This is a genomic window from Microcoleus sp. SVA1B4, from assembly GCF_036700545.1.
Taxonomy (GTDB): domain Bacteria; phylum Cyanobacteriota; class Cyanobacteriia; order Cyanobacteriales; family Microcoleaceae; genus Microcoleus.
Window position 1 is genome coordinate 58,934 of sequence record NZ_JAUBPB010000018.1, and the last position, 18,045, is coordinate 76,978.

Annotated in this window: 12 protein-coding genes; 5 read left to right on the top strand and 7 right to left on the bottom strand. The window is 45.6% G+C overall.

Annotation, left to right across the window (positions count from 1 at the left end; genetic code table 11):
* Positions 1 to 98 precede the first annotated feature (98 nt).
* Positions 99 to 773 (top strand): acetoacetate decarboxylase family protein, encoded by a 675-nt coding sequence (locus QT987_RS11300; protein WP_333239831.1) that lies wholly within the window; start codon positions 99 to 101, stop codon positions 771 to 773.
* A 327-nt stretch (positions 774 to 1,100) separates the two neighbouring features.
* Here QT987_RS11300 and QT987_RS11305 read toward each other — a convergent pair whose 3' ends face one another.
* Positions 1,101 to 1,580 carry an orange carotenoid protein N-terminal domain-containing protein gene (locus QT987_RS11305; RefSeq protein ID WP_333239833.1) on the bottom strand — a complete coding sequence of 160 codons (480 nt, stop codon included), beginning with the start codon at positions 1,578 to 1,580 and terminating at the stop codon, positions 1,101 to 1,103.
* Between the two features lie 288 nt (positions 1,581 to 1,868).
* On the opposite strand from QT987_RS11305, the gene QT987_RS11310 reads away from it, so the two are divergent.
* Positions 1,869 to 2,456, top strand: coding sequence for a Uma2 family endonuclease (locus tag QT987_RS11310; protein ID WP_333239835.1), 588 nt, complete (start codon positions 1,869 to 1,871; stop codon positions 2,454 to 2,456).
* Between the two features lie 86 nt (positions 2,457 to 2,542).
* Here the strand turns inward: QT987_RS11310 and QT987_RS11315 are convergent, their stop codons facing one another.
* The 4 genes from QT987_RS11315 to QT987_RS11330 form a co-directional block, all read right to left on the bottom strand.
* Positions 2,543 to 5,674, bottom strand: a complete 3,132-nt coding sequence (locus tag QT987_RS11315; protein WP_333239838.1) for an MFS transporter — start codon at positions 5,672 to 5,674, stop codon at positions 2,543 to 2,545.
* Positions 5,675 to 6,042: 368 nt separating this feature from the next.
* Positions 6,043 to 6,372 (bottom strand): hypothetical protein, encoded by a 330-nt coding sequence (locus QT987_RS11320; protein ID WP_333239840.1) that lies wholly within the window; start codon positions 6,370 to 6,372, stop codon positions 6,043 to 6,045.
* A gap of 80 nt (positions 6,373 to 6,452) precedes the next feature.
* Positions 6,453 to 7,382 (bottom strand): hypothetical protein, encoded by a 930-nt coding sequence (locus QT987_RS11325; protein ID WP_333239841.1) that lies wholly within the window; start codon positions 7,380 to 7,382, stop codon positions 6,453 to 6,455.
* Positions 7,383 to 7,681: 299 nt separating this feature from the next.
* Entirely contained in the window at positions 7,682 to 7,987 is a 306-nt protein-coding gene (locus QT987_RS11330; RefSeq protein ID WP_333239843.1) for a hypothetical protein, read from the bottom strand.
* A gap of 85 nt (positions 7,988 to 8,072) precedes the next feature.
* On the opposite strand from QT987_RS11330, the gene proS reads away from it, so the two are divergent.
* The 3 genes from proS (at position 8,073) to QT987_RS11345 (ending at position 15,375) form a co-directional block, all read left to right on the top strand.
* The gene (gene proS, locus QT987_RS11335; RefSeq protein WP_333239845.1) at positions 8,073 to 9,878 is read left to right on the top strand and encodes a proline--tRNA ligase; all 1,806 of its coding nucleotides are present in this window, start codon (positions 8,073 to 8,075) and stop codon (positions 9,876 to 9,878) included.
* Between the two features lie 321 nt (positions 9,879 to 10,199).
* The gene (locus QT987_RS11340; RefSeq protein ID WP_333239847.1) at positions 10,200 to 13,172 is read left to right on the top strand and encodes an adenylate/guanylate cyclase domain-containing protein; all 2,973 of its coding nucleotides are present in this window, start codon (positions 10,200 to 10,202) and stop codon (positions 13,170 to 13,172) included.
* A 139-nt stretch (positions 13,173 to 13,311) separates the two neighbouring features.
* Positions 13,312 to 15,375: an adenylate/guanylate cyclase domain-containing protein gene (locus tag QT987_RS11345; RefSeq protein ID WP_333239849.1), complete on the top strand. Its 2,064-nt coding sequence runs from the start codon at positions 13,312 to 13,314 to the stop codon at positions 15,373 to 15,375.
* A 76-nt stretch (positions 15,376 to 15,451) separates the two neighbouring features.
* On the opposite strand, the gene rpmB is transcribed toward QT987_RS11345, so the two are convergent.
* Both rpmB and htpG read right to left on the bottom strand, forming a co-directional pair.
* Positions 15,452 to 15,688 (bottom strand): 50S ribosomal protein L28, encoded by a 237-nt coding sequence (rpmB, locus tag QT987_RS11350; protein WP_333065932.1) that lies wholly within the window; start codon positions 15,686 to 15,688, stop codon positions 15,452 to 15,454.
* Positions 15,689 to 16,023: 335 nt separating this feature from the next.
* Complete coding sequence (gene htpG / locus QT987_RS11355) at positions 16,024 to 18,012, bottom strand: molecular chaperone HtpG (RefSeq protein ID WP_333239851.1); 1,989 nt, start codon at positions 18,010 to 18,012, stop codon at positions 16,024 to 16,026.
* Positions 18,013 to 18,045: the final 33 nt, after the last annotated feature.

Genomic DNA, 18,045 nt, shown 5'->3' on the forward strand with positions numbered 1-18,045 from the left:
TCAGTTACTAACAACTTGTGAACAAATACCAAAAATTGTTGCTTTTTGAAGCGCCAAGCTAAAATAAAGATAAAATCTCATAAATTTAATCACTGAAAATGGTATATCCACCTGCACCTTGGCATCTGCAAGGTTATGCTGTTGAGACTTTACAATTAGTAGATGTGGCACGAGTGCGCCCCTTGGTTCCCTCTGAGTTAGAAATTGTCTCTTTATTGCCAGGAAAAACCCTAGGTGGCATTTATATATCCTCCTACGGATTGGGTTCGGTGATGGAGTACAATGAGTTAATTGTAGTTAGCGCGATCGCCAATTATGCAGGAAAATGGGGCGCTTGGATTTCCCATATTTACGTAGACAATCCTAACTCGGTAGCCGGCGGGCGCGAAATTTGGGGACTTCCTAAAGAATTAGCTCAATTTAGTTGGGAAGGTAGCGATGCGGTAAAGGCAGCACCGCTAGGCTACCGCGTCACAGTTAGCCAAGGAAACCGTCAACTGTGCAGCCTCAATTACAGCCAGCAAAGCTTAGCCTTACCGGTGCCTTTTAGCGGAAATGTTTTCAGCGCTGACAGCAGCAATTTGCTGTTATTTAAAGGAGGATTACAGTCTCGCATCGGTTTGATTAAAGGCGAGTTAGATGTGCCAGAAGAAAGCCCTTTTGCCAGTTTAAACTTAGGTCAGCCCTTGCTAACATTTGCCTGCGAAGATATGCGTTTAACAGTCGCTGCGCCGGAAGTTGTGGGAAACAGAGCCGTTGAATTCAGTTATTAGCTGTAAAGTGCGGATCTTCGCCGTAAACCTAAAAAAACACAACAGCCAGAAACCCGGTTTCTTGAAGAAGCCGGGTTTCTGGCGTGGCGTATTAGTTTGAGCTACTTACTAATCTTGTTGAGAACTTAAGCTAATCCGCATTTAAATTGCATGGTAAAAGAAATTTTCACTCTTGTGGGGTGGGCCGGAAAGCCCGCCCTCAACATACAATTTAAATGCACAACAGCTTACGCATCAAACGGCTAAAAACCCGGTTTCTTCCTAAGTGCGTCGTTGCCACGCCCGATATTCTCAGAGAAACCGGGTTTATTTTCGTAAGTCCTATTTTTAAATGCCAGCCCCCGGAGCGGCTTCAGCACCCATTACTAAAACTGTACCGCGAAGGAAATCAATTTGTTGCTGAAAGTCCATGCCCTGAACCTTTCCTAATAAAGCTTTTCCTGCTTCGGGAAGTTGATAGTCGGGAGGCATAGGAATAATAGTTCCTTCGTCCATTCCTACTGCTAGGAAATACCAAAAAGCCAGCTTGGTTTCAGGACTCATTGAGCCGTACATCCGGCTGATTTCAGTATTGGCTTTTGAGGCAATGTCGCGCATTACTTGTAGTTGTTCTTCGTGGGGCAGCGGTTTGACTTGATCGAACAAACCCTGAGCGATTTCGGAACCGGAAGCACCGGGAGCCGCTGGTGTTATTGACTTGCCCATTTCGGTATAAACAAACCACAGCAAACCTAATTGGTCGTCTACACTCAAGCTCTGAATATCTGCTTTTCCTTGGTCGTAAGCACCGGCAGTAGTAAATGTCATTCAAGCCTCCAAAATAATATGTATTGCTCAGTTTTCTTATTGGTGAGAAAACTTTTGTTTGCTACTTAAGTTAAAGTACCTAATAAATAGTGATGCTAGAATCTTGCTTAAGGCAGATATGATCCCGGACATAAGTTCGGCGAGTAAATTAACCAAAATTGGGAAAATTTGCAACCAAAGGATGAGGAAAATTTGACAAGATTGTTGTTAGCGAAGCTCATGATTAGCATTGTTTAGCCGATCGACGATCGCCTATAATCGCAACAGACCTGTATTGAGGTGGCTGTTATGTCGATCGCAACTGCAAAACGCTTCACCATAGCGGAATATCATCGCCTCACAGAACTGGGGTTCTTTGGTGAGGACGATCGAGTTGAGTTAATCAAGGGAGAACTTGTGAAAATGGCAGCTAAAGGTACCGCTCACTCGGTTTGCGAGACACGCTTGGAACGCGAGTTATTTAAGCTGCTGGGAGAAAGGGCGACACTGCGGGGACAACAACCTATTATTCTGCCTGATGACAGCGAACCAGAACCCGATCGTGCGATCGTACAAAATCGCCCTGACGACTATCTATCCTCTCACCCCTGTCCAGGGGATATACTGTTGCTGATTGAGATTGCAGATTCTTCTTTGAGTTACGACAAACAGGTTAAGCTCCCCCTTTATGCTGAAGCCGGAATCTCGAACTATTGGATATTTAATTTATTACAAACTTGCTTGGAATGTTACAGCGAGCCGTATCAGAATGCCCCTGGCCAATTTGGTTATCGCAGGACGCTGATTTTTCTGCCCAACGAGTCTGTTAATCTGCCTTATTTTCACGACTTGGCGCTCGATTTATCGAGAGTATTTCCGCCAACTATAGAATCCTGAAGGACTCTGATATTATTCCAAAGAAAATAGGCTGGCAAACCGCCAGCCTAGAATCAGGAGAACTTTATTTCAAACTCGTTGAAAATCTAGCTAAACAAACCCGAAATCCCGTTGACTGCTATTGCTCCAGCCAAAGCCGAAACAACCACAGAAGTCAGAGCCGTACCGAACAGCCACCAAGCTGCGGCGGCTGCCGCTTCGCGCGCATCTTCTGCTTGCTGCTTGGCCTTGTTCTTGAGCTGTTTGATGCGTTTTTTGGTTTCATTTTGCAGGCGTTCCGATCGCAATAAAACGCTGTCCCTGGCTCCTTCCATTTGGTCAACAATTCGGTGAGCGTCAGTCTCGGAAATATCGGAACGAGAACTCAGCAGGGCAACTAAAGTATCGCGATCGAACTCACCTAAACGATCTTTAATCGCATCAAATCCTGCCTGCGGGTCATCAAACACTTTGCGTAAGTCCCGCTTGATTCCCTCGTAGTTGAGTTCTGGTCGATCGAGCGAATTGAGGTAATCCCGGATTTTCCCGAAAATACCATCCATTGCTGACTGAAACTTGTCCTGAACCATTTGAACTTGTTCGACAATTTGGTTGCGGACAGATTCAATTTGGTCGGCAATTTTGTTAGCTTCCTCTTCCGAGATGTCTTCCCGCTGCGACAGCAATGCTACCAGAGTCGATCGATCGAAGTGCTTCAGGCGATCGCCCAAACTTTGCATCCCCATACCCGGCTCGCTAAACAGCAACTGCAAATCGCGTTTGATGCTTTCAGGATTGAGTTCTTCCTTGTCCGTATTCCGCAAGTAATTTTCCAAACTTCCTTGGAAATCCCGGACTGTTTTTTGAGCGCGAGAGGCCAAGCGGCGGGGCGATTTCACGATGCTGCGAATCGAATCTTGCACGCGATCGATCGTCCGATTGATCTGTTCTTCGCTCAAATCTTCCCGCTGCGACAGCAACTTAACTAAAGTTTCGCGATCAACGTGAGAAAGTCTTTCCCGAAGTGCCAAAGCACCCTCTTTCGGATTTTCAAACAATTTAGTCAAATCCCGATTGATGGCTTCTGGATCGAGTTCTTCCAGGTTTGTATTCCGCAGGTACTCGCCAATTTTTGCAGTAACTTCCTCGTACTGTTGCTTAGCTCTATCTGCCACTATTTGCGGCGCGTGGATAATGTTGTCGCGCACAGATTCGATCCGGTCGATCGTCTGATTGATCTGTTCTTCGCTGAGGTCTTGGCGCTGTGACAGCAACTGCACCAGCGTATCGCGATCGAATTGAGATAAGCGTTCTCTCAGCGCTTTAAATCCGGCTTCGGGGTCACTTAACAGCGTTTGAAACTCGCGCTCGATCGCTTCAGGATTGAGCTCTTCCTTATTAGTATTGCGGAGATAGTCTTCTACCTTTTGTCGCAATTCTTGCGCTTTCGATTGCGCTTGCTCTTGCAATTCTTGAGCTTTAGAAATCACGCGATCGCGCGAACTTTCGAGCCGCCCGATTAACTGATCGGCTTCCTCTGGACTGAAATCTTCCCGCTGACCCAGCAACTGCACCAAAGTATCGCGGTTAAACTGAGACAGGCGATCGCGCAAAGCTTCAAAACCAGCATCGCGATCGTCCAAAAGCGCTTGGAAATCCCGCTCGATACCTTCAGGATTCAATTCTTCCTTGCCGGTCGATCGCAAATAATTCTCAATCCGGCTCCGCAAATCTTGAGACTGTTCTTCACCAGCAGCAGCTTGCACAATTTCCAACACTTCTTGTCGGACACCTTCAAGCTGTTCGGCAATTTCCGTCACCTGTTCAGGAGCAAACCCCTCACGGCGGCCCAGAATCCCTACAAAATAATCGGGATTAAACATTTCTAACTGGCGCAAAACCGCCCCCGGAGAAGCTTCCGGGTCGTAAATAACATCCCTAAATTCCTGCTTGATTGTCTCCCGGTTGAGATGCCAAGGTTGGGCATTCAGCAAATAATTTTCCACATCAGCCTTAGCTGTATTGAACGGCAGCGCAGGCACTTTGTCGCCCACCTGAGAAGCAAAAGATTTAGCTTTTTGAGTCCCTTGTGCTGTCAGTTGTTGCAACTGACCAGAGATTTTTTCAACATCCAAATCAGACAAATCCGTCCGCGACAAAACAGTGCCCACCAGAGCTTCCACACCCAACTGCATCGCTCGCTTCATGCCGCTGCTGGATTCCGATTTGTTTTCCCTACTTTCCAGAATTTGAGACAGCTTGGCGTTGAGTTCGTCAGACTTCAGCAAATCGGGAGCCGCAAACTTGAGAAAATCAACCAACTCTAAATTCGGGTCTTTTTGCTCTTGCTGCTTGCCGAAAGTTTGCTTCCAAACGCCTTCGAGTTGGTCGGCAACTTGAGTTATTTCCTCTTGAGAAAAGTCTGTGCGACTCTTAACTAAATCCACAAAAGTCTGGCGGTTAACATTCTTCAGAACGTCGCTTCCCGCAAGAGATTTGATATCTGCATCGCCCAGCAACTTTTCAAATTGACCGCGAATTTCCTTAACATCTAGTTTCGGTAACTGCAAAGAACCCACATAATCTTGCAGTGTTTCGCGAATGCTATCCGGGTCTACAGCCGAACTCAACTCGCGGCGGACAGCGGCAACAGATGCCTCTACAGTATTGACCATTTGGTCGCTAGCCATCTTGCCGCCGATCGCAGCACCGGCAGTACCCATGACGCCTTGAACGCCTGAAAAAGCTGTTTTTATCAAGGAACCGATCATCGAACCGACAGCGCTAGAACCGAGCCACACCAGCGTTAAAAAGTACGCAGCCCAGATTACCACACCAATAATTGCCGCTCCGTCTACCGAGGCAATTGAAGTTAGTTTGACTGCCAGAAAACAAGCCAAAAATAAAGCCAGGTTAACGGTGACTAAAATCCAACCCCCGACTAAACCTTCGATTTTCCGAACTTTACGGCCTATACTTTCGGATTCATCATCATCGTCATCGTCGGGTAAAGCCTCGTCCCAATTTGAGATTTTGGCAGCGATCGAGAAATTTGTTAACAGGAATTGGAAGCCGAAAGCCATAATGACTCCGGCGATTAATGCCACAAAAAACTGCGGGCTTAAAAACATCAGCCCTCCGATATCGGGGTGGTCAAATGGCACATCTATTTCTACTGGCATTTGGGCAATATTGAATTTTGGACTGTACAGCGACATTAATAACTCGCTTTGAAACATAATTTACCTCCTTAATTTTTATGCCTAACTCGGCATAGCGAAAATTCCCCCCAACTTTTTTCTAGGGGTGTTTGTAATCTTTAGATGAGGTTTTGTTTGGGTTCGGCTTTATCTTACGGAAGCCCTTATTAGTGAAATTGGGATGAGTGGTAAATCAGTTCTATAGTGATCTCATCCTTACTGCTTATTATGGCTCTGGAAGCTAAAAAATAAATCCGTCTAAAGTCAGAAATTACTTTTTAAGCGATTGGTAGCAGCAGAGTTCGCATAAAAATAGCAAGTTTGAGGCTGGGGCGATCCCCACCAATTATCAATAGTAGTAAAGGGCGATGTGATGCAGTCTACATATCGTAGAGTGCGCTAGCGAGTTAGGATTCCGTTGGATTTTCAGGCTCAAAACGAGCGAGTAATTGCGATCGATCGAGCTGCATAATCAGTCGCGCGATCTCGATGGGTTCTAGTTGAATCAAAGGCTCGATTAGTTGGGATAATTCTTGATCAATCTCGCCAAAATACACTTGTAACATACTCTCAACAATCTCGCGTTTACTTTGCTGAATACCTTGCTCGATACCTTGCTGAATACATTGCTCGATACCTAGCTGAATACCTTGCTGAATACCTAGCGGAATACCTTGCTCGATACCTCGCTGAATTGCTTCTTCAAGCCGTTGTAAATAGAGGGGTGATAGTTCCATAATTAACTCCCGATTTTCTCGATAATAAATAGTAAAGTGATATTTAGCGCACCCTACCGATTGTAGAGTGCGCTGCTGACTCAGGATTCCGGTTGATTTTTTTGTTCAAAATGAGCTAGCAATTCAGAGCGATCGAGCAGCATAATCAGCCGCGTGCGATCGAGGGGATCTAGTTGAATCAAAGGCTCGATTATTTGGGCTAATTCTTCATCAATCTCACTAAATTTTACTTGTAGCAGATTCTCAACCATCAGGCGTTGAGCGCGCTGCATACCTTGCTGAATACCTTGCTGGATACCGCGCTGAGTTGCATCTTCCAGCCGTTGCAAGTAGAGGGGTGACAGTTCCATAATTAACTCCCGATCTTCTCGATCTATGTCTTGGCGGACTTCTAAAATAGTTCGCAAGTTGTACAACAATTCTAACGCATTCAACCGAAAGACATTATCTGAGGGTAATTCTCTCAATTCGGCAACCGCTTGCTTCTGCACGTTTCCCTTCCCCAAAACTCTCAGCCACAGCGTTTCTGGAGTGCGGGGCAGTTGGTGAATGGCAATAATCGCTGCTTTCAGAGATGGGCCCAGAAAATAAACTCCATTTACCCAATTTTCCGGTTCGGGAAGGGCTCGAAATCCAGCTAATATCGTGTCGGAAACAGTCGGCGACAGTATCCAGAGTTGGGGCAAGTCTGCCTCTGCAATCCGGGTATTTTCTCTAACTGCGGCGCGTTCAAATTCGCCGTGGATATCGAAGAGTTTGCCCAGACAACTGCGAATTTCTCCGATTTGGACTGGGCTGCGGAAGGGTTCAAATACAGCGGGTTTTGCTGCGATTTGACCCAGAATGCCGAGGGCTGTTGCTTCAACTTCCGGTTCTGCTTTCGGGGAAAATAAAACGTCAACCTGCCTTACTTCTCCAGCGACATCCCGGCTGGTTTCTACATTACCGAGAGGGGTTAATAGTTCTTTCAGATACTGTTTGGCAAATTGGTCGTGAATAAATCTGGTCATGCGATTTTAGATTTTAGATTTTAGATTTTAGATTGGGAATTAGTTACTGGATAGGGGTTTGGCACTTGCCTCAAGTTGCATTGTTTTTTGAATCAGGTCAATCGATTTTAGATTTTAGATTTTAGATTTTAGAATTGAAGCATGGACCCAGCCCAAAACGGATACGCTGCCACGTACAGGAGTCGTGGAAAATAAACTTTTTAGACCCTAGTTCAAGCTCCCAGATTTATCTGTGGGGTCATTAGAATGTAATTGCGGGTCATTCAACAAACATGATATCAGGTGCGCCGCAGCGTACCCTACGATTTTTTGCCGCAGCATTTACCCTCACAGTTGCGAATGCTGCGAATACATCCGTACTCCTCGAAACGTTGACTGTGTTTGCGAACAGTAGGATAGGCCAGTAAATATAAGGGAATTCCGATTATTTTGTAAAGCAATCGACCAGCAGCATGAACAATATCCCAAATTTCACTTAAATTAGGTTCTCGAACAAATTCTCCTATTTCATCTTTTAAGGCAAGCCACTGAGATTGCACAGTAGGAGAGTGACAATTATCAAAGACTGCCATACCTTTTTCGTAGTTTTGCCAAATTTTATTCATATATTTAATCAAATCGGGCTTAGTTCTGATAATATCAGAAGTTGATCTAAAATTACACTCATCCGGTATTTTAAGGAAATCAGCTATGCGACTCTCTCAAATGCTTTTTGTTACCCTGCGCGAAGACCCGGCAGAAGCAGAAATTCCCAGCCACAAACTATTACTCCGTGCCGGATACATCCGGCGCATCGGTAGCGGAATTTACGCTTATCTACCTTTAATGTGGCGAGTTCTCAAAAAAGTATCTCAAATTGTGCGCGAAGAAATGGACGCTACCGGCGCTCAAGAATGCCTCCTCCCGCAATTGCAACCGGCCGATTTGTGGCGGGAATCCGGCCGCTGGGACACCTACACTCAAGCTGAAGGTATTATGTTTGCCATGACAGATAGGCAGCAGCGAGAATTGGGACTGGGCCCAACTCACGAAGAAGTAATTACTACAATTGCTAAAGATATGATTCGTTCCTATCGGCAATTGCCTTTACATCTTTATCAAATTCAAACTAAGTTTCGCGATGAAATTCGCCCGCGTTTTGGGTTGATGCGCGGTCGCGAATTCATTATGAAAGATGGCTATTCTTTCCATACAAACGAAGAAAGTTTGAAAAAAACTTATCAGGATATGGCTCAAGCTTATAGCAATATGCTGCGCCGATCGGGCTTGCAATTCCGAGCAGTAGATGCTGATTCTGGAGCAATTGGTGGCTCTGGTTCTCAAGAGTTTATGGTGCTGGCAGAAGCGGGAGAAGATGAAGTTCTTTATACTGAAGATGGTCAGTATGCAGCTAATGTGGAAAAGGCTGTATCGATGCCTGCTGATGCCGAACCGTCGCCCTTTGCAACCTTTGAAAAGCGGGAAACGCCGGGAACTGAAACAATTGATAAACTTTGCAAGTTTTTGAAATGTTCTCCGACGCAAGTTGTCAAAAATGTGCTTTACCAGGCAGTTTACGACAATGGCATGACTGTTTTGGTATTGGTAAGCATTCGCGGCGACCAAGATGTGAATCAGGTAAAGTTGCTGAATGAGTTGACGAAGTTAGCGGGCAATTATCAAGCTAAAACTGTTTTATTTTTGACTGTTCCCGATGCCGAAGCTCAGCGGAAATGGGCGGCTAAATCTTTACCTCTCGGTTATATGGCTCCCGATGTTGCTGATGATTATATCGCTGGGAGTAAGGAGGTAAACTCTAAGTTTTTGCGTTTGGTCGATCGCACCGCAGTTGAGCTGACAAACTTTGTCACTGGTTCAAACGAATCAGGATACCACGTTGTCGGGGCTAATTGGGATAAAGAATTTCCTCTACCAGCAACGGTTGTAGGCGTCAGAACAGCCAAAAAGGGCGATCGGGCCGTGCACAACCCCGAACAAACCTTGCAAAGCGCCAGAGGCATCGAAGTCGGCCACATCTTCCAATTAGGCACAAAATACTCCCAAGCAATGGGCGCCACCTACACCAGCGAACAAGGCGAAGAAATGCCCTTTGTGATGGGCTGCTACGGCGTCGGCGTGTCGCGGCTAGCTCAATCGGCCGTAGAACAATCCTACGACAAAGACGGGATAATTTGGCCAGTGGCGATCGCGCCGTATCACGCCATCATTAGCATCCCCAATATTTCCGACGCCCAACAAGTAGAAGTCGCCGAAAAACTCTACGCAGAACTCAACCAATCTGGCATTGAAACCTTGCTAGATGACCGCGACGAACGAGCCGGAGTTAAATTCAAAGATGCTGATTTAATCGGCATTCCCTATCGCATTGTTCCGGGCCGTTCGCTGAAAGCAGGCAAAGTTGAAGTCGTGGAAAGAGCAAATCACCAATCACATGAAATTCTCATTGATGAAGTAAATTCTACTTTAAAACAGTGGATTGAAGCCGCCATCAACTAAGCCTTTATAATTGGTAAGGTGCGCGCACCGCGCACCTACATTTAGGCTCGCAATGTGCCCGGTGTACACCCTACATTAGCTCCCCTCTTTCTCTTCCTTATTCCCTCTTCCTGACATCCGTTACATCCGTTATATCAAATCCGTTGGCATCAGAATTATTCATCTCTCTCTTCCCTTTCTCTGTATCCTCTGTGTCCTCTGCGGTTTCCTCATTCCGATACAACCGGAATTGATATTACATCCGTTACATCCCGTACATTGCTCGTTGCCGAACTTCCCTCTTCCTTCTGATGTGAAATCCCCTAAAACTTAAAACTCGGTATGAATCTGAACCTAAATCAGTTTCTGCGATTCCCTCAATCCCGAATTGGGCGGTACTTAGCCCAAGTAACTGTCGTTGCTGTCGCTTACGCCGTGGGGGCGAGGCTAGCAATTTCAATTCAAGGTGTTAGTCCCTTTGCTGCCTCGGTGTGGCCACCCGCAGGAATTGCACAAGCTGGACTTTTGTTGTTTGGGAGTAAAGTCTGGCCTGCCATAGTTTTGGGTACATTCCTGCTAAATTTTGTTAACCCAAATGAACAGATATTTGCGGTTTGGCTGGGAGGAAACGCCGGGGCAATTCTGCAAGCTGTTTTTGCAGTAACTGCCCTGCGCTGGATGGGGTTTCGTCCATCTCTCGATCGCTTGAAAGATGTAGTTAATTTAATCTTGTTTGGCGGTCTAATTTCTACTCAAATCAGTTGCACGATTGGCGCGTTTTCCCTATATTTAGCGGGCAAAGTAGATTGGACAGAATATTTGTCGGTTCGGTGGGATTGGTGGTTGGGAGACACAATGGGAGTTTTAATTTTAACTCCCTTAATCCTAATATTTTTTCGCCCTAAAGTAACCGCAGATCGTTTAAAAAGACAAACAGGCAGCCAGCAAAGATATTTAATTTGGCGGGCAGTATGGTTATTATTATTAATTGGGGTGAGCTGGCTGGTCTTTGTGTCGAAAACAGAAGCTTCTATTTCTAGTTATCCCCTGGAATATTTGCCGTTTCCTTTCATAATTTGGTCGGCGCTCCAATTCGGTCAACGAGCCGCTGTCCTAGCATCGTTCATTGTCTCAAGCATCGCAATTATGGGCAGTTCTCAGGGAGGGGGGCCGTTCATAGCCAAAGCCGAAAATATCACTCAGGCTATCTTATTTTTGCAAGCTTTTATGGCTGTAGTGACAATTACATCGCTGTTATTGGCAGCGACGGTAGCTGAACGCGCCGAGGCAGAAAATTCGCTGCGAGAAAGCGAAATTAAATATCGAGAATTGGTGGAAAATGCAAGCAGCATTATTCTGAAATTGGATGCTGACGGCAATATTACTTTTTTTAACGAATTTGCTGAAATATTCTTTGGCTACACTCAGGAAGAAGTCATTGGTAAAAATGCAATGGGAACAATTCTTCCGCAGACAGACATCGAAGGGAATAACTTACAGTTGGTTTATAATGAAATTTTACAAAATCCCGATCGCTTTACCAGCTATGAAAATGAAAACCTCCGACGCCGTGGCGATCGCGTTTGGGTATCTTGGGCAAATAAACCGCTGGTTAATTCAGCGGGAGAAATCCTGGGCATCCTCTGCATCGGCACAGATATCACCGCTCGCCGAAAAGCTGAAATAGCCCTGCAAAAGCTCAATGAAAAGCTGGAAATCCGAGTTGAAGAGCGGACAAATGCCCTGAAACAAAGCGAACTTCAGCTACAGAAACAGAAATCGGCATTAATTGATTTAGCCAAAAATAAAGCGCTGAATCAAGGCGACTTAACAAAAGCGCTTCAAGAAATAACTGAAACTGCTAGCCGTACTCTGGAAGTTACCCGATCGAGCGTATGGCTGTACGATCGCACTAAATCCAAGATCGAGTGCCTGGATTTGTTCGATCACGCTGTCAACCAGCACTCAGACGGTTTGCAATTAGCAGAAGCAGACTATCCTGTCTATTTCCAAGCACTGCGAGAAGAACGCGCGATTGCTGCCTTTGACGCGCAAAACGATTTTAGAACTAGAGAATTTGCGGAATCTTACCTAATTCCGTTCGGCATCACTTCCATGCTAGATACGCCGATTCAAATAGGCGGAGAAACAGCCGGAGTTCTCTGTTTAGAACACGTAGGAATGCCCCGCCGTTGGACTATTGAAGAACAAAGTTTCGCTGTTTCTCTAGCAGACTCTGTAACTTTCGCAATGGAAGCGCGAGAACGCCAGCGCGCTGAAGAAGCGCTGCGACAAGCTGAGGCAAAATACCGCAGCATTTTTGAAAATGCGATCGTCGGCATCTTTCAAACTACTCCAGATGGGGAATATCTCAGCGTCAACCCTGCTTTAATTCGTATTTACGGTTATAGTTCCTTTGAAGAGTTGAAGGGGACTTTAACTAATATTAACCGCCAGCTATATGTATGCCCAGAACGCCGCGCCGAAGTCATTAATTTAATGCGAAAAAACGGCAAAGTATCAGATTTTGAATCTCAAGTTTACCGCCAAGATGGCAGTATAATTTGGATTGCGGAGAATGCTTATACTGTCTGCGACAGGCATGGAAATTTGCTTTATTACGAAGGTACTGTTCAAGATATCACAACTCGCAAACAAGCTGAGGCAGCTTTGCGCTTAGAACAAGAAAAATCTGACCGTCTCCTGCTCAATGTTTTACCGCAAGCGATCGCCGATAGATTAAAACAAGACCAAAGCATCATCGCCGATACTTTTTCCGAAGTAACAGTATTGTTTGCAGATATAGTCGGTTTTACCCAAATTAGTTCCCAAATTTCTCCCCCGGAATTAGTTTCCTTGCTTAACGATATTTTTTCCACCTTCGATCGCCTAGCAGAAAAGCACGGATTGGAAAAAATTAAGACGATTGGCGACGCTTACATGGTAGTAGGAGGGCTGCCCATGCCCCGCAGCGATCATGCAGAGGCGATCGCAGAAATGGCCCTCGATATGCAGCAGGCAATTACTGACTTCAGCAATCTGCACAATCAAGATTTTAGCATCAGAATTGGCATTAACACCGGCCCGGTTGTCGCCGGAGTAATCGGTATTAAAAAATTTATTTACGATTTGTGGGGAGACACCGTTAACACCGCTTCCCGCATGGAATCCCACGGCTTGCCGGGGTGCATTCAAGTCACGTCTGCAATTTATGATATATTGCAGGACAAGTATGTATTTGAAAGTCGCGGCGCGATCGAAGTTAAAGGCAAAGGCGAGATGAACACTTACTTTCTTACAGGCATCAAGTTATAGCAGTAAGGAAAAAAGCCCTTCGACTTCGCTCAGCAGAAAAAGAAGGAAGAAGCAATATAACAACTCATGTTTCAGCAATTAAGAACGTCCTAATATTCGGTCGCGGTTGCTATAGTTAGTTAAACATATAATACTCAGTATGAACCCCAACAAAAATCAGTTTCTGCGATTTACTCAATCTAGAAATTCGCAATACTTAGCAAAAGTAGCTGCCATTGCTTTTACTTACGCTTTGGGAGGAAAAATAGCAATTTCAATCCCAGGCGTCAATACATTAGCTAGCTGCGTCTGGCCGCCGGCAGGAATTGCACAAGCTGCACTTTTATTATTGGGTCGGCGAGTTTGGCCGGGAATAGCTTTAGGCGTATTTTTGTTCGAGACTATCAACAAAATGTCATTTTTTAGTGCATTGTTAGCTGCGTTCAGTGCTTGCTTGCAAGCTTTTTTTGCATTTGCTTTGTTGCGAAAACTCAACTTTCGCTCATCACTATCTCGGCTCATAGATGTAGTCAATTTAGTCTGGGGCGGCGCTCTAGTTGCGACTCAAATTAACTGCACTCTCGGCACGTTACGCCTGTGTTTAACGGGTTTAGTTGACTGGAGCGAATATTGGCATATTCGATGGAATTGGTATCTCGGAGATACATTAGGAGTGTTAATTTTTACTCCCCTGCTGTTGATTATATACAACCACAAACCAGCGCCCCGCCCTTCACCAAATACAGCTTCTCAAACAATTCTCAATCGCATCGGTGCCGGAATATGCCTGCTGTTATTAGTAACAGTCAGTTGGCTAATCTACAACTCAAAAAGTGAAAGTAATCTCTCCGGTTATCCCCTCGAATACTTGCCATTTCCCTTAGTAATTTGGGCAACCATTCAATTCGGTCAGGTAGGGGCGGTTTTAGCATCTTTTATTGTATCCAGTATCGCCATTTGGGGCGGTTCTCAGGGAGGCGGGCCTTTTATTGCCAAAGCGGAAAATATCAATCAGGCAATCTTATTTTTGCAGGCTTTTATGAGCGTAATTGTAGTTACATCGCTGCTGTTGGCGGCGACAGTAGCCGAACGCGCCTCAGCAGAGGATTCGCTGCGGCAAAGCGAAATTAAGTATCGGGAATTAGTGGAAAATGCTAACAGCATTATTTTAAAAATAGATAGGGCAGGAAATATTACTTTTTTTAACGAATTTGCACAGAAGTTTTTTGGTTACGATGAAAAAGAGATAATTGGCAAAAACGCCGTGGGAACAATTATTCCCAAGACAGATACAACAGGAAATGATTTGGCAGCAAAGTTGAGAGATATTTTGCAAAACCCAGAACAATATACGCGAAATGAAAATGAAAGTATCCGGCGCAGCGGCGATCGCGTTTGGGTATCCTGGGCAAATAAACCGCTGTTTGACGCGGCAGGAAAGTTCGCGGGAATGCTGGCAATCGGTACGGATATCACAGACCGCAGGCGGGCTGAAATGGCGCTTTACAAGCTGAATGAAGAGTTAGAATTTCGAGTGAAAGAACGAACTAATGCTCTGAATGATACTTTAAGTGCACTGCGAGTTCAACAGGAACAATCAGAACGCTTGTTGTTGAATATTTTGCCTGAAGAAATAGCAAATCGGTTGAAGCGAGGAGACAGTACGATCGCAGACACCTTTGCTGACGTTACTGTCTTGTTTGCGGACATAGTAGGCTTTACTCAATTGAGCTCGCGAGTTTCTCCAACGCAATTAGTAGCCTTGCTGAATGACATCTTTTCGACATTTGACAACCTAGCAGAAAGGCACGGTTTGGAAAAAATTAAGACGATTGGCGACGCTTACATGGTAGTTGGAGGCCTGCCCATTCCTCGCCCGGATCACGCAGAAGCGATCGCAGAAATGGCCATCGATATGCAGCAGGCAATTACTGACTTCAGCAATATCCACAATCAAGATTTCAGCATCAGAATCGGCATCAACAGCGGCCCGGTTGTCGCCGGAGTCATCGGTATTAAAAAATTTATTTACGATTTGTGGGGAGACACCGTTAACACCGCTTCCCGCATGGAATCTCACGGCTTGCCGGGGTGTATTCAGGTAACAGAGACAACTTATCAGCAGTTGCGAGAAAAGTATTCCTTTGAAAGTCGCGGCGCGATCGAAGTTAAAGGCAAAGGCGAGATGACTACTTATTTACTCAAATGCAGAAAGTGGCTTTAGTAAAGGTTTTTCTCTAAAATAAGGGCGATCGCACTCTCAAATGTGCGATCGCCCTTTTCTCAATTAGCCAAGTTTTTTAAAGCTTGTACAGGTTAATTCCAGCTTCCTTCGCCATGATTTCCAAACCCTTGTTTTGCAAGGTTTTAATCGCTTTTGTAGAAAGGTGCAATCTTACCCAGCGCTTCTCCTGCGGCCACCAAACCCGCTTCCACTGCAAATTTGCCTCTTGCAACTTGTGAGTGCGGTGGTGCGAGTGAGAAACTGCAAAACCGTTATTCGCCTTCTTCCCCGTTAGCTGACATTTCCGTGACATACTTCCCTCCAGATTACCGTTTTTTGCGTGCAGCATTTCATTATAGCCCAAGGAAGAAGGAAGAAGAAAGAAGGAAGAAGGCTTGACTTATCCCTTTACCCATAGAAATAGACTCTTGCTCCCCCCTTTAGCAAGGGGGGGTTGGGGGGGTAATTACATGGCACGTTCAGTCAATTTTGTCAAGACTTGATTCGATCGCTTCATTATATAGCAACAGCGCAGAACCCCCCTAGCCCCCCTTGTTAAGGGGGGGACAAAAAACACCCGATCGCCGGCTCAGCAAGGGAAATAAACTCTTACTCCCCCCCTTAGCAAGGGGGGGTTGGGGGGGGTAATTACATGGCACGTTCAGTCAATTTTGTCAAGACTTGATTCGATCGCTCGACAAAATCCTTCATCCCTTCAGCATCGAAACCCTTCTGGGCCATCAAAGCCAAGTCGTAAACGTGGTGACAAATCATACTCGCCAACTCAGCCGACGGAGACTCGCCGCCACCTTGAATAATCGCACCCTGACTCAAACTCGCCAGATTTTGAATCAGCGGGTGAGACGTATTCACCAGCAAAACGTGGTCTTCGGGGAATTCGGCCGCTTGCTGCTGCAACAGCGCCGTCATGTCGCGCATCCGGCGCAAAGCTTCCGGCAAAAGTACGATCGCAGGTGGCGTCGCCTCCGCAGAGTCAGACTTCAAAGCTTCTGTGCGAATGTTCACTTTCGGCTTATTGAGAGCTTTTTGGAACATTTCTTTAACTTGTTCGCTGCGAGTTTTATTCGTCGCCGGATCGACAATTTCCGCTTCTTTCTCTTTGTCAATTAGCGTTTCATCGATGTCGGAATCAACCCGCGAGAATTTGACATCTGAGTGTTCTCGTTCCAAGAAGCTGATAAAGTGCGTGTCTATGAAAGAATCCATAAACAGCACTTCTAAACCTTGGCTTTTGTGCATAGCAACGTAAGTTGCTTGAGACGCCGGATCTGTACAATAAAACACCCGATTTTCGTGGCGTTTTTGATTGCGTTCCAAATACTCTTTCAGCGTCGTGTAAGGCTGCGTTGAAGCCGAATTTTCCGACTTCGGAGTTACATCTTGCCACAAATCTCCTTCCTCAGTTTGCACCTGAACTTCGGGCGTTACAGTTTCTGGCTTGTCCGCTGTTGGTTCGTAGGTGCTGCGGTAGATTAAAATATCTTCGACTTGCTTTTTGAACTTGTCATCGTTGAGAGTTCCAAACTTGACAAAAGTGCCGATATCTTGCCAGCAGCGGATGTATTCGTTGCGGTCGTCGCGGTAGAGTTCTTTCAGGCGATCTCCCACTTTTTTCGCAATATAATCAGCGATTCTCCGCACAGTGCGATTGCTTTGCAAAGAACTGCGAGAAACGTTCAGGGGAATGTCGGTACTGTCAATAACTCCCCGCAGCGGCATCAAGAATTTCGGGATAATTTCTTCGCAGTGGTCGCTGACAAAAACCTGGTTGCAGAATAGCTTAATATTGCCTTGGGTAACATCGACATCCGGCCGCAGTTTGGGAAAGAAAAGAATCCCGTTGACAATAAAAGGATAATCTGTATTCAGGTGTACCCACAGCAGAGGCTCGTCTTGGTACGGGTAAAGGTAACGGTACAGTTCTAAGTAATCTTCTTTTTGCAAATTGCTGGCTGATTCCCGCCAAATTGCTTTGTGCTTGTTGAGTTCCTCTCCCTCAAATTTGATGGGAACGGGCATGAAATCGCAGTAAGTTTTGATTAACTGCTTAATGCGACTGGGTTCTACATATTCTTGTTCTTCATCTTGGAGAGTAAGAGTAATAGTAGTGCCGCGTTCGGTGCGGGAAGATTCTGATAGTTCAAAAGCCGGAGAACCGTCGCAAGACCAGTGTACGGCTTGCGCGCCTTCCTGGTAAGAAAGAGTATCAATGTCTACTTTCTTCGCCACCATGAAAGAAGAGTAGAAACCCAGACCGAAGTGACCGATAATTGCGTCTTCGCCGCTGCCTTGGTATTTTTCAATAAATTCTTCTGCGCTGGAGAAAGCGACTTGGTTGATGTATTTTTTTACCTCGTCGGCGGTCATGCCGATGCCGTTATCGGAAATTGAGAGGGTTTTGTTTTCTTTGTCGATCGCTATGTTGATTTGCGGTTCGCCCACCTCGCCGCTGTATTCGCCGGAACGAGAAACCATTTTGAGTTTGGCAATGGCATCGACGGCGTTAGAAATTAGTTCCCGCAAGAAGACTTCGTGGTCAGTGTATAGCGACTTCTTGATAATCGGGAAAATATTTTCGGTATGGATTGAGATTGTTCCCTGTTCTAAAACTGTCATAATTTTTCTCTGTGATGACTGCTAATTGCTGAG